The 13,407-nt window shown below is 67.0% G+C and carries 12 protein-coding genes; all 12 read left to right on the forward strand.

Annotated features, from left to right (window positions below; translation table 11 throughout):
* Positions 1-44 precede the first annotated feature (44 nt).
* Positions 45-332: a hypothetical protein gene (locus tag MHN84_RS27390; protein ID WP_179474322.1), complete on the forward strand. Its 288-nt coding sequence runs from the start codon at positions 45-47 to the stop codon at positions 330-332.
* A 367-nt stretch (positions 333-699) separates the two neighbouring features.
* Entirely contained in the window at positions 700-1,869 is a 1,170-nt protein-coding gene (locus MHN84_RS27395) for a hypothetical protein (protein ID WP_241207624.1), read from the forward strand.
* 70 nt (positions 1,870-1,939) lie between these two features.
* The gene (locus MHN84_RS29920; RefSeq protein ID WP_241207625.1) at positions 1,940-3,094 is read left to right on the forward strand and encodes a transglycosylase SLT domain-containing protein; all 1,155 of its coding nucleotides are present in this window, start codon (positions 1,940-1,942) and stop codon (positions 3,092-3,094) included.
* Positions 3,095-3,111: 17 nt separating this feature from the next.
* Entirely contained in the window at positions 3,112-4,173 is a 1,062-nt protein-coding gene (locus MHN84_RS27405; RefSeq protein ID WP_241207626.1) for a hypothetical protein, read from the forward strand.
* A gap of 3 nt (positions 4,174-4,176) precedes the next feature.
* Positions 4,177-5,721 carry a type VII secretion protein EccB gene (gene eccB / locus MHN84_RS27410; RefSeq protein WP_179474314.1) on the forward strand — a complete coding sequence of 515 codons (1,545 nt, stop codon included), beginning with the start codon at positions 4,177-4,179 and terminating at the stop codon, positions 5,719-5,721.
* Positions 5,718-6,869 carry a cell division protein FtsK gene (locus MHN84_RS27415; protein ID WP_179474312.1) on the forward strand — a complete coding sequence of 384 codons (1,152 nt, stop codon included), beginning with the start codon at positions 5,718-5,720 and terminating at the stop codon, positions 6,867-6,869. Before eccB ends, MHN84_RS27415 begins: the two co-directional genes overlap by 4 nt.
* Positions 6,870-9,866, forward strand: a complete 2,997-nt coding sequence (gene eccCb, locus MHN84_RS27420; RefSeq protein WP_241207627.1) for a type VII secretion protein EccCb — start codon at positions 6,870-6,872, stop codon at positions 9,864-9,866.
* 151 nt (positions 9,867-10,017) lie between these two features.
* Positions 10,018-10,329, forward strand: coding sequence for a hypothetical protein (locus MHN84_RS27425; RefSeq protein WP_179474308.1), 312 nt, complete (start codon positions 10,018-10,020; stop codon positions 10,327-10,329).
* 13 nt (positions 10,330-10,342) lie between these two features.
* Positions 10,343-11,578 carry a PPE family protein gene (locus MHN84_RS27430; protein WP_241207628.1) on the forward strand — a complete coding sequence of 412 codons (1,236 nt, stop codon included), beginning with the start codon at positions 10,343-10,345 and terminating at the stop codon, positions 11,576-11,578.
* Between the two features lie 92 nt (positions 11,579-11,670).
* Positions 11,671-11,976 carry a hypothetical protein gene (locus MHN84_RS27435; RefSeq protein ID WP_179474304.1) on the forward strand — a complete coding sequence of 102 codons (306 nt, stop codon included), beginning with the start codon at positions 11,671-11,673 and terminating at the stop codon, positions 11,974-11,976.
* Between the two features lie 63 nt (positions 11,977-12,039).
* Positions 12,040-12,330 carry a hypothetical protein gene (locus MHN84_RS27440; RefSeq protein WP_179474302.1) on the forward strand — a complete coding sequence of 97 codons (291 nt, stop codon included), beginning with the start codon at positions 12,040-12,042 and terminating at the stop codon, positions 12,328-12,330.
* A gap of 125 nt (positions 12,331-12,455) precedes the next feature.
* The gene (locus MHN84_RS27445; RefSeq protein ID WP_179474300.1) at positions 12,456-13,337 is read left to right on the forward strand and encodes an ESX secretion-associated protein EspG; all 882 of its coding nucleotides are present in this window, start codon (positions 12,456-12,458) and stop codon (positions 13,335-13,337) included.
* The last annotated feature ends 70 nt before the right edge of the window (positions 13,338-13,407 follow it).

Raw genomic sequence — 13,407 nt, forward strand, 5'->3', positions numbered from 1 at the left:
CATGCGGGTCAGGTGACGTTGGGTGTGTGGCCGGAAGGGGAACCGTGACGGAGCAGGGGGCTGCTGAGGCGGCCAGTGATCTTGCCGAGCAGGTTGTGGCGACGGCGATCTCTGTGAAGCGCACAGTGTTCGTGCAGGTCAATGCCCTCGGTTTCGTCTGTGGTGTGGTGTTGAAGCCCGAAGCTCGGAACTGGGATTCGGTGACGCTGAACAACCGTGTCCGCAAGGTCGCCGCCGTCGCTCACGACCGGTATCTGGCCAATCTGGGCATTGATGGGACGTATCCGACGCTTGACGCGGTGGCAGCCGACGAGCGTGCATTGAACTTCTAGTCATAGGGAGAGTTGCATGTCGTGGGACATCGTCAGCAAAGCCGTCGAGACGGTCATCACCAACGCCATCCTCGGGATCGGCCGGCTGGCGCCGCTGCTGCCGACGTCGCCTGCCCCAGACGTTGAACTTGACGGGGGGGCGGGTGCGCCTGCCTCGCCGGCGCCGGGTGGACCGGGTCATCCTTCGCCGCCGCCTCCAGGTCCGGGCGCCCCTACGCCAGGGCCCGTGACACCGCCGCCTGGTCCTGGCGAACCTCCGTCAGGTCCGGGGGCGCCGCCCCCTCCGCCGGCACCTCCGATGCCCCCGGAGGGCGCTGAGGGGCCAGCCGCGGAGGCCGCCAAAGAGGAGGCGCGGCGTGTAGGCGAGATGCTGGAGCAGCTCGTGGAACTCGACAGCGCGGGGATCAGCGCTGAGGAGGTGGCCGCTGCGGGCGAGGTCGGCCGCCAGGAGCTGGAGGACATCCGCGCCGATGTGACGGCCAAGATCGAGCAGATGAAGGCTGACGGGTCGCTGTACACCGCCGAGGGTCAGAAGACGTTGATGGATTTCGTCAAGACCCGCCTCGAGGAGGCCCGGACGATCATCGAGAAGGCGGCGGCCGACTCCGAGGACAAGGCGACGGTGTCGCAGGACAACGCCACGAGATACAGCGGGGTGGGAACAGCACCCGACGGTGCTGGCGGGCCCGCCGACAGCGGAAGCGCCACGGATGCTCCTGCCGAGGCGGATTCGGCCAAGGAGGCGCAGACCAACCCGGCTGGCATGGGTCAACCAGGGCTGGGTATGGGCATGCCCCTGGGCGGTGGGATGCCGATGGGCGGTGGCATGCCGATGGGTGGTCTCCCCGGGTTCGGCGGTGGCGGGGGCGGACTGCCGGGCTTCGGCGGCGGCGGCCTGCCCACCGGATTCATGGACCCGCTGGCCTCGACGCTGGCGGGGTTCAACGATCAGCAGCCTGCCGATGAGGCTGCACCGGACTTCAAAGACGACGAGGCCGGCGCCCATACCGATGACGCCGCACCCGACTTCCAGGAAGACGAGGGTGAGACTGAGCCAACCTCCGAGGGCGAGAGTGGCTCCGAGGAGGGCGAAGAGGAGTCGGCGCAGACTCAGGCGGCCGCTGCCGAGCAGGCCGGCCCGCAGGCCGAGACGGTGGAGCCACCAGCGAAGTCGACTGATGTGCAGTTGCCCGACAACTCGGTGACGGAGGCGCGGACCGCGCAAGCTGCGGAGGCGGTGAGGTCGGCGCTCAACGGCACTCCGGTGGCCGAGGCGTGGCAACAGGCTGCGGGCGTGACACTGCCGCCGGCGGGCACCCCGGTGACCGATCCGGTGCCTCCGACACAGCTCAAGGCGGGGGATGTGGGCATGTGGAAGGACCACCTGGTGATGGCGTTGGGTGACGGCAAGGTGCTGGTGTCCGGGCAGGTGCAGCCGTTGGAGAGCGTCAGTTCGGGGCCGGACTTCCTGGGCTGGTTCGATCCCACGGCGACGGCGAAGGCGGGCGCACCGGCCCCGACACCGACTGCTGACTGACTGACGAGAGAGACGTGAGACTCGATGATGACCCCGCCGGAGGCACACTGAGATGTCGGTGGAGGGGTTTGTGCGTGCTGCCGGTGGGGTGATGGGTCAGGCGCGGGATGGTTTCGGCACCGGGGTTGGGGTGCTGTTGCCGCTGCCGCCGTTGGCTCCGGCACCGCCGCCGGCGATCACTCCGGGGCAGGGTCAGGCCGCCGATGGCCAACAGGATTCCGCGTCACAGCACCACAACTCGACGGCCGCGCTCAGCTCGCTCGATGACACCAGTCGCGCCGAGTTGGATGCGGCGACGGCCTCGGCCTCGGGTGGCCGGGTGAATATGGAGTCGATCATCGCCCAGGCGGTGGCCGACGTGCAGGCGCTGGGTTTGAGCACCAACACCCCGGAAGGCAAGCGGGCTTTGATCACCGCGATCAAGACACGGTTGGAGGAGACTCGCGGCACGGTGGAGACCGGTGCCGCTGAGGCGGGCACGCACGCGGCCTCGGCCAATGCCAACGCCGCCGGATACGGTGACGTGGCGGGCCTGACCCGCCCTGCGGGGATGTCGGCAAATCCGTTGGGCGCCATGCCAATGGGCGGTGGTATGCCGATGGGTGGCGGGATGCCGATGGGTGGCGGTGGGATGCCCGGCTTCGGTGCACCTATGTCCGCGTTGAGCGGACTGAGCGCCCCCTTCACCCAAGCCAGCCGACTCGCCGGCAGCAGCACTGGGAGCGCGTCCGAGGGCAGTAGCGGGTCGAAGTCGGCGGTGTCGCAGGCAGCGAAAATCCCGCTCGGTGCTGTGCGGTACGACCGGCAGAAGTTCCCGGTGGGCAAGGAGGCCTATCGGGGATACATCAGTGAAGCGCTCGACGTAATGGGTGTTGACGATCCGCAGGCGCGGGCACGATGGATGACTGGTTTGATGACCGCTGCCGCGCGGGAGTCCAGCTTCAATCCGCTGGCGGTCAACACCTCCGATATGAACGCCACGCGGCTGGCCGGCTCCGGTCCGGACGGGTTCCCAGCGGGTTCGTCACGCGGTGGGGTGCAGACGATTCCGGAGACGTTCGCCAGCTTCCACCAGCCTGGTACGTCGACCAACATCTATGAGCCGGTGGCCAATCTGTGTGCGTCGATGAACTACGTGATGAGCCGCTACGGGGTTGATCCCAGCGGGTCCAATCTGTCGAAGGTTGCGCAGTTCAACCCGAGTTCTGCAGGCGGTGGTTACTGATGTCGGTGGAGGGGTTTGTGCGTGCTGCCGGTGGGGTGATGGGTCAGGCGCGGGATGGTTTCGGCACCGGGGTTGGGGTGCTGTTGCCGCTGCCGCCGTTGGCTCCGGCACCGCCGCCGGCGATCACTCCGGGGCAGGGTCAGGCCGCCGATGGCCAACAGGATTCCGCGTCACAGCACCACAACTCGACGGCCGCGCTCAGCTCGCTCGATGACACCAGTCGCGCCGAGTTGGATGCGGCGACGGCCTCGGCCTCGGGTGGCCGGGTGAATATGGAGTCGATCATCGCCCAGGCGGTGGCCGACGTGCAGGCGCTGGGTTTGAGCACCAACACCCCGGAAGGCAAGCGGGCTTTGATCACCGCGATCAAGACACGGTTGGAGGAGACTCGCGGCACGGTGGAGACCGGTGCCGCTGAGGCGGGCACGCACGCGGCCTCGGCCAATGCCAACGCCGCCGGATACGGTGACGTGGCGGGCCTGACCCGCCCTGCGGGGATGTCGGCAAATCCGTTGGGCGCCATGCCAATGGGCGGTGGTATGCCGATGGGTGGCGGGATGCCGATGGGTGGCGGTGGGATGCCCGGCTTCGGTGCACCTATGTCCGCGTTGAGCGGACTGAGCGCCCCCTTCACCCAAGCCAGCCGACTCGCCGGCAGCAGCAGCCCCGCCAAACTCGCCTCGGCGGTGATTCCTGGGCTGGACACCAGCGGGTCGGGGAAGGCCGATGAGCGGGGTCTGCAGAAGTACACCAAGTTGATGAACCGGGCGATCTCGAATGCGTTCCCTGAGATCGAGGAGATCGGCGGGGTCCGCTCCGACAGCCTCAAGTGGCATCCGAACGGGCTGGCCTTGGATGTGATGATCCCGAACTGGGACACCGCCGAGGGGCGTGCCCTCGGTGATCGGGTGGTCAACTTCTTGATCCGCAACCAGAAACCGCTGGGCCTGGACCACATCATCTGGCGGCAGCAGATGATCCAACCGGACGGTAGTTCCTCGAAGATGGATGATCGAGGCAGCGCCACACAGAATCACTTCGACCACGTTCATGTGGCGTCATTGGGCGGGGGGTATTGAGCCGTGCAGGAACCGAAGCACACCCATCGGAGCGAGCGGCGCCGCGGCGGCACCGGATTGACTTACGCCTCACTGGAACAGGTTGCGGCGTGGCGGTTTCTGTGGCACCGCATGGCGGTGGCGGTCGCTCGCCATTCAGTGCGGCTGGTGCATGACCCGTCGAAGAACTACGGCGCGGCGGCCACCGTCGGGGTGGTGATCGCAGCACTGGCACTCGGGGTGTGCTTCGTGTTGTCCTGGCTGCGGCCGGTGGGGCAGATCGGCAACTCCAAGCTGGTGGCCGACCGGGGCAGTGGAGCACTGTTCGTTGACGTCAACGGAACGATGCACCCGGCGTTGAACCTGGCGTCGGCGCGGCTGATCCTCGGCCAGGACGCCTCCCCGACGCTGGTGCCGATGGCCCAGATCGAGGAACGACCGATCGGGCCCACGGTCGGCATCGTCGGGGCGCCCAATGATCTGACGCCACGCACTCCCGCCGACACCGGGTGGGGGTTGTGCGATAAGGCCGGCACTGCGGGCACTTTGGCGACGCCGCGGGTGACCGCACTGACCGGACAGGCCGAGCTGGGGGATTGGGCACACGAGATGGCTTCCCCGGAGGCGGTGCTGATGACCTACGGCGGCAGCGTCTTCCTGGTCACCGACGGGCACAGGTCCCAGCTCGACCTGGCCGACAAGCCAGTGATGCTGGCGCTGGGGCTGCAGGCGGGCAATCTTCGGCCCACTCCGATGTCGCGGGCACTGTATGAGGCGTTGATTCCCACCGCACCGCTGCGGGTGCCCGACGTCCCCGCGCCAGGTGGCCCGGTCGGGTATGCCGCGCCGGGGCTGCCGGTGGTGTCGGGGTCGGTGGTCAAGTCGCGGGGCGCGACCGGGGACGATCAGTTCTTTGTGGCGCTGCCAGCGGGGCTGCAGATGATTCCGGAGACGGTGGCGCTGATGCTGCACAACGCCAATGTGTCCCGGCAGGGGCGGGTGCTCGACGTGGAGGCTCCGATGGTCGCGTCGGCTCCGCAGGCTGTGGGCTTCGATGTGTCGATGTATCCCAACGGGCCGGTGAAGCTGCTGGATAAGGCCGCCGAACCGGTCACCTGCGTGATGTGGCGCAAGGATTCCGGTGCACCGCAGGCCACGGTGACCACCGTGTCGGGTCGGCGCCTCCCGATCGCGCAGGGCGAGGAGTCGCAGGTCATCAAGATGGTGTCGGCGCAGGCAGGCCAGCAGTCCGCCGACGAGGTGTACCTGGGGCCGCAGAGCGCGAACTTCGTTCAGGTGACCGGCGTCGAACCTGATTCCGGGCGCAGTGAGTCGGTGTGGTGGATCGGCCACACCGGTGTGCGTTTCGGCATCGAAACCTCAGACAGGGAACACGATCCGCTGCGGGCATTGGGATTGTCAGGTGTGACGCCGACCCCGGCGCCGTGGGCAGTGGTGCGTTGGCTTCCGGCCGGCCCGGCGTTGTCGCGGCAGTCCGCGATGGTCGAGCACGACACTTTGGGGGCCAACCCGGCGGCCGCGCCGATGAGCGAGAAGGGGACGCGATGACGACGAAGAAGGGTTTCGACAAGGAAAAACCGGCGGCGCCGATCCTGCCGGAACGCACCGCCACGATGCCCGAGATCGGCGAGATCACGCGGCCGCCGCAGCAGCGACCCCCGGTGTGGGTGTGGGTGCTGATCTTCGTCGTCGCCGTGATCGTGCTGCTGGTCATCATGATTCGAACCGGCGCGCGCTCCATCGGCCTGGGCGGCATGTTCATCATGCCGATCATGTTGGTGTCGATGCTGATGATGCTGCGCAATCGGGGCGGCGGCACCAACGAGAAGACGAAACCAGCAGCGCTCAACCAGACCAGGGTGGACTATCTGCGCAGCCTGGATGAACTACGCGACGACGTGACCGAAGGCGCTCAGGAGCAAGCCGCCGAGATCGCCTATCACCATCCCAATCCCTGCAACGGTTCGCTGCTGACCATGGTCGGCACTGGCCGAATGTGGGAGCGCCGACCCACCGACCGCAATTTCGGGCATGTGCGTCTCGGGCTGGGGGTGACCCGGTTGCGCACCATCATCAACCCACCGCAGAAGGTGCCGCCCCCGGAGTACCGGGAGACCTCCACAGCCATCGCCGCGCGCGATTTCCTGTTGGCGCAGAATGTGGTTCACGATGTGGCGCGGCCACTGCACCTGTTCGACCAGATGGGCTGGGCGTTCTTCGCCGAGGAGGAGCAGCGCCAGCTGGTGCAGGGAACACTGCGGGCGCTGGTGTGCCAGTTGTGCGTGTTCCATGGTCCCGACGTGGTGCGATTGGCGATCATCAGCGACGATCCCGCGTCGTGGGAGTGGGCCAAGTGGTGGCCCCATGTCGCTGACCCTGAGCTGGTCGACGCCTGTGGGCCGGTGCGGATGGTCTACAGCGATGTGGGGGAGTTTATGGAGCGCTTCGGGGAGCAGTGGCGAAGTCGGCCACCGTGGTCACCGCCGATGGAAGGACAGCCCCGCGCCGAGGACCACTGGGTGATTGTGGTGGACATGCCGGGCGCCAACTGTGCCCCGTTGTTGGGCAGCACCGGGTACGCCGGGGTGGCGGTGTTGGAGGCGACTAACGACTACTACTCGCCGCTGGCGACGTCGGCGACGGCGATGAAGTTCGATGCGGTAGGAAATCTGTTGCGGGCCAGGGAGGTTGTCTAAATGGTTCGGATTTCACCGTTGGCCGAGGAGGGGCTTTCCTTCGCGGCCACACCGGATGTGATGCCGCTGGTGGAGGCCGAGGTGTTGGCCCGCGCGGTGGCGGCATGGGAGCCGCAGGACGCCGCCACCCGCTTTGTGGCAGAGCGGGCTGCCGACGCGCGAGCAGGCCAGGATTTCCTCGACTTGTTCCAGATCGAGGATGCCCGGGTGTGGGATCCGACCACACTGTGGTCGCAACTGACCACGACCACGCGGCTGCGTGCCCCGTTGGGCAAGAATCCGAGCACCGGGAAAACGGTGTGGTTGGACCTCAAGGAGGGCGCCGAGGGCGGCATGGGGCCGCACGGCATGCTGACCGGTCAGATTGGCTCGGGTAAGTCCGAAACCCTGGTGTCGTTCTGCCTGGCTATCGCCATGCTGCACCCGCCGGAAGCGCTGCAGATGATCCTGGGCGACTTCAAGGGCGAGACGGCGATGATGAAGCTGGCCGATATCCCACACTGCCAGGGTGTCGTGTCGAATCTGGCCGAGTCCGCCGCCCGGCTGGATCGTTTCGAGGACATGATCAACGGCGAGACCGCGCGGCGCGAGGCGATCCTGAAAGCCTCGGGTTACAAGGACGTCCGCGACTACGAGCGGGCCCGGGCCACGACCCGCCCCGATCTGGAACCGCTGGGGACACTGCTGATCGTGCTAGACGAGTTCAGTGAGCTGCTGCGGATTCGGCCTCGGCTGGCCGAGACCTTCGACGTGGTGGCCCGAAAAGGACGCGGTCTGTGGATGCACATTCTCAATGCCTCGCAGCGGGTGGAGACCGGTCGAATGGCGGGCATGATCGCCCAGCAGACCTACTCGATCGGTTTGAAGCTCAAGGACGCCAGCCAATCTCGGGCCGCGATCGGCTCGACACGGGCCTACGAGGACCTCAAGGGCGCCCCGCAGGGCACAGGGTTCCTGGTCTTCGACGACGATCACACCCTATTTCGGTCGTACTACGTCTCCGCACCGTTCATCGCGCCGGTCGCGGGCCGACAGCAGCGGCGCCGCCAGGAGGGCCAGTACATCGATCCACGCCGATTCGGCGCCGCGGTTGAGCCGTTGCCGCTGGACATCGAGGTCGGGGAGGAAGAACCCAACGACGACCTCGCCGACGAGATCTCGATCGAGCAGATGAGCGTGGACGCCGACACCGTGGTGTCGGTGTTGGTGCAGCGGCTGGCGCAGGCAGGCCGCAGCGGCCGTCCCATGCACAAGTTGTACCTGCCTCCGCTGGATGAGACGCCGGTGGTGGCCGTCGATGAAGTGGCACAGGAGTTCTGGGGACGCGACTGGCTTGATGTCACCGCCGACTCCGGTCTGACGATTCCCTATGCCCGTGAAGATGACCCGTTTGACCACAGTCAGAAGCTGCTGAGCGTCGACCTGTCGGGAAGCATGGGCAACGCGGCCATCATCGGCGCCACGCAGAGCGGGAAATCCACTGCGCTGCAGTCGATCATGGCGAATCTCGCGGTTTCCCACAGCCCGCAGCGGGTGCAGTTCTACTGCATCGACCTCGGTGGCGGCAAGCTGCAGAACATGTCTGGGCTGCCGCATGTCAGCGGTGTCGCCGGGCAGGGCAACGAGGAGCGGCTCACCCGAATCCTCAGCGAGGTCGAGCGCCTGCTGGCCAGCCGGGTCCGCAACTGGGAGTTGGCCGGGATCGACCTGACGGAGTTCCGGGCCCGCAAGTTCGCCGGCAAGCCCGGTGAGGTGCCCGAGGACGGCTACGGCGATGTGTTCCTGTTCGTGGACAATATGGCGGCGTTGAAGATCAAGGACCAGGAGCTGTACACCCGGATCAGTGAGCTGGGGTCGTCGTCGGCACTGAACTACGGCATCCACCTCGTGGTCAGCAACGACCAGTGGACGAGCCTGCCGTACAGCCTCACCAGCAAGTTCGGCACCCGCATCGAACTGCGGATGGCCGATTACCGCGAATCGGAGATGGGTGATCGGGAACGCGCCAAAACCGTTCCCGACCAGCCGGGGCGGGGTCTCAAGCGCGGCGGCATGCACTTCCTGATGAGCGCTCCGGTCGCCACGCCGACGCTGACGGGCGCTCACGGCACCGTGACCTATGACCAGTCCTCGGTGGAGGCGACGTGCCGGTTGATTGCGCAGTCCTGGCAGCGGCGGGGCGTTGCCGGGGCGCCCCCGCTGCCCGAACTGCCCATCGAGCTGCACTGGCACGAGCTGGGGCCGGTACCTGCGGGCACCCTCAAGCTCGGTGTCGGGGAGGTCGCTCTTGACACCGTCGGTGTCGACCTGACCGCCGCAACGAACTTCTATGTGGTGGGCAGCAGCGGGTCGGGCCGCACGACGGTGATGCGCACGCTGGTGACCGCGATCCAGGACGCGTTCACCCCGACGCAGGCCCAAATCGTCGCGTTTGATCCCGACCTGAAGCTGGCTGCCTACATCGAACCGCAGTACCTGGCGGTACATATCGACAACCCGTCGGTGGACGTCGGCGCTATCGCGGCTCATCTGGCCAAGAGGTTCACCAGCGAACGTCGGCCGCCGGAGAACGCCACGGCCCATGAGCGGGCGCAGTGGCGCTTCAGCGGTCCTCGGTACTTCATCGTGATCGATGATCTGCACCTGTTCAACGCACCAGGCTCCACGATGGCGTCGCGGTTGATGCCGGCGTTGGAGCCGGTGATCGAACGAGGCCGGCAAATGGGGGTTCACGTCATGGCCAGCCTCAACGGCACCGGATGGGCGGCATCGAGCGCCCACAACAAAGTGGTGACCGCGATGGATCGCGCCGGGGCAGGGGTGCTCATCCTCGATGGCACCCGCGCCGACGGTGTCATTGTCGACGGGGTGCGGGCTGCTCCACGGGCACCTGGGCGAGGCGAACTGGTGTATCGCAAGCTGGGGCGCCAGCTCATGCAGGTGGCGTTGCCGCCGGCCGGGAAATCTCTGCATGAGCAGTCGGCTGATTCGTGGTGAACTGTAGTGACAACGTCAGCACGTCGTGGTGGAGTAGCAGAGCAAATTCATGCCGGTTTGTGCCGGAATGGATTGCCTGTGCATTAAGTGTGTACGAAGTGACTAACAATGTGTTAGGTTGCATCTACGGGGAGCAGTAAGGAGCACGATCATGTCGGCACTGTCAGTCTTCATGGAACCCGCCGGGGTCACCGCCGCGTCGGCCGCGACCGCCGCACTGTCGGCCGAGGCCGCGGGTCACACCGCTCAGGCCGCCGCCGCTTCCGCGGTCGTGCCGCCTGGGCTCGACGAGATCTCGGCGGCCAATGTCGCCAAGATCGCCTCCATCTCCGCTGACATCGCCGCGATTCTGGCCGCGGCGGCGGGCCAGCAGGCGCTCTACGGTCTGGCCAACGGCACTGCAAGCGTGCTCACCACCGTCGCTGACGAGGCGGCCGGTGCGGTGATCAACGCGGTGATCTAGAGAGCGGCAAGTCATGCCACCCGGGGCTTACCAGGCCGAACCGCCCGAGGCGACCTCGGCGCAGTTCTGGCTCGGCCCTGGGGCGGGGTCATTCTTCGCCTCGGCGGCCAACCTCAAGGCGTTGGCGGCGGCGATCATCGGCATGCTCGGCGGGCACATGTCGACCGAGGCGGCCATGGCGGCCAGTTGGCCGTCCCTGAGCGGGGAGATCGCCCGCCTGGCGCACACACCCCATCTGGCGTGGCTGGGCACGGCGGGCGCGATGGTCGCTGAGGCCGGGATGGCGATCGACGCCACTGCCGCATCGTTTGAGACATCGAAGTTCGCCACCCCCCACCCCGGCGAAGTGGCGGCAAATCAGTCCGAGCATGTGGCACTGAACAACGCCAACTTCTTGGGGTTCCTGACACCGCTGATCATCGCCAACCGCGTCGACTACGGGCGCATGTGGATGCAGGGCGTGACCAACAAGTACGCCTATGAGGCGGGGTCAGTGCCGCTGCAGACGGTGCCGCCGCTGCCACCGCCGCCGCCGTCGACGACCGGCGGTGCCGGGTCGGGAACACCGGGCCTGGATCAGGCGGCTGGCGAGGCGGGCGCTCCGCTGGACAGCTTCTTCCAGCAGATGACCGGCATGTTGCCCGCCATCGGGCAGATGCCGATGTCGGCAGTCCAGTCGCTGGGCAGCGGTGGCCCGCTCAAGACCCTGACCGAAGTGCCGTCGCAGCTTCTCTCTCAGATGGGATCGCTGGCCTCGGCGGCGAACCTGAGTCCCGAGGCGGGGCTGGATGGCTTCGCGGCGTCGGACTGGGTGACGTCCACACCGCTGGCCGGCGGTGCGGTGAACGCTTCGTTGGCCGGTGGCGGCGGGGGCGGCGGTCTCGGCGGGGCCGGGACCATTTCGGCAGCCTCGGCGCTGCGCAGTCCCGGCTCCTGGGCGTCGGCAGTGAGCGCGGCGGCCCCAGCGACCGGCGAGAGCACGTCACGGTTCAACGAGGTGCGGGCTCAGTCCAGCACTGTTCCGGCCTCAGCCGGTGGCGGTATGGGCGGGGCGATGGCGCCGTTGGCCCACGGTGCTGCTGGGGGGGCGCAGAACAACAACGACGAGAAGAAGACACAGACGGAACCCGGGCAGGTGCTGGTCTCGGCGGCCGATCTGTTCCGATCATCCGACGCCATGCCGGTGATCACCGGGGGAGGGGGCCTGACGCGAGCCTTTGAACCTGGAGACAAGGAGGCGCCGGTCTGACAGCTGAGCGGGCAACCGCCAACGCGTAAGGGCAGTAATCCCACACCGGCGATCCGGTTCGGGGGCAAGGCAATTCAGGAAGGAAGTCTCAAATGGATATTTACGGCGATGTCGAGGCCATGCATGGCGACTCTTCGGCGATGTCGGAGAAGGAGGACCGGCTGCGGTCGATGGTCCAGCAGCTCGGCTCGATGCTGGAGCACGCCTCGTCAGGCATGCAGGGCAAGGGCCGGGTCGCGCTGCAGCGTGCCGGCGAGGACCTGCAGACCTACGGCACCCAGCAGGCCACCATGCAGGCCGAACACTCCGAGAAGATGAACATCTCCGCGTCGCACCTGACCGAGGGCGACGAGGACGCGGCCGGCTACCTCAGCGCCATCGACACCATGACGGTGTGAGCGGCCGGACCAATTTGAACCGAGTCACCAAGACCAACTGAGAACTGAGAAAGCGAGCAGAAGATGGCGATTCAGTACAACGTGCCGATCCTCGAGGAATGCAAGCAGATGATCGGCGCCTGCGAGGTTCTGACGGCGGAAGTGCACAGCGACGCCATGTCGATGAAGGCCAACACCGAGCACCACTTCAGAGGCGGCGGCGGTGAGGGCTTCCAGGAGGACTACACCCGCGTGCTGACCTACGTCGATGGGCTGCGCGAGAAGCTCAACGCCGCCAAGGTGGCGCTGGGGATGGGCGTGGACGGCGTGATCCAGAAGGACGCAACGATCAAGGCGCAGTACGCCGGCGGTTAAAGCTTGCGTTGGCGCGTGCGCCAGGAAAGCTCCGAGCATGACACGGCCCGGCCCTGCACAACTGGCAGGCCGGGCCGTCGTCGTGACCGAACAGGTGGGGAATTGAACGACAGAGGAGTCCAGCGGTGGCGGTGCGACCGACATTCGTGAATCGGCCGGCGCCGACAACGACCGGACCGCAACCGGCCACCTCCATGGAGGTGACCCGAGAAGCACTATGGCTGCTGCAGGCGCTGTGCGGGGTGGAGCGGATGCCGGCGGTGCTGGTGACTCGACCCTTCACCGACACCGGCGATCCCGCGGAACGTCCGTGGGGGCATCCCGGTGTGGCGGTCCTGCGCGAGAAGGGTCTGGTGTTCGGCGACGAGGTGCACCCGCAGGTGCGGTTGTGGCTGGAGACCCTGGGCGCACCAGATGTGGTGTTGGCAGCCATGATTCGTCGCGGCGGGCATCATCTTCGGGTGGCCATCGCCCGCCGTGGTGAGATCACTGTGTCGGCGATCCAACATGAGGATGACCTGACGGTGGAGTACCTGGGTCATTCGGCGACGGTGTCGAGTCTGGTCGACCGTCTGGTGCCGGTGTGCGGGCCGCAGGTGGAGCCCGCACAGTTCGACGCGGTGTCGGTACCGACTGCCAACCTGCTCGAAGCGCTGGGGCAGGTGGCGCGAGGCGAGCACAGCGCGGCGACGGTGTTCGGCAGCATGGGGATGGACGCCGACCAGTACCGGGTAGTCACCATGGCCGCCGACAACCCGATCATGGAGCTGTCGATGACCGCGATGACCCCCGACGAGGCCGGTCGAATCGAGGTGAGCAGGACCGCGGCCACCGTGACCGACACGGCGCTGGGTCGGGTGCTGACGGGGCCGATCCGCAGTGAGAACGGCTCGTGGTGGACGCTGATCACGCCGGGCACCACGGCGGCGATTAAGTCGTCGGTGTCGGCGGTGCTGGGGATGGTCGGCATCCGCGAGTGGAGCGACCGGACGCCTCATCGCCGATAGGGGACGTCGCGCACCGCCAGTGCCCATCGCAGAGTATGGAAGACCGCCCCATCCACCCAACCACCAAAAT

Origin of the sequence: Mycobacterium sp. PSTR-4-N (genome assembly GCF_022348085.1) — a bacterium.
Classification (GTDB): domain Bacteria; phylum Actinomycetota; class Actinomycetes; order Mycobacteriales; family Mycobacteriaceae; genus Mycobacterium.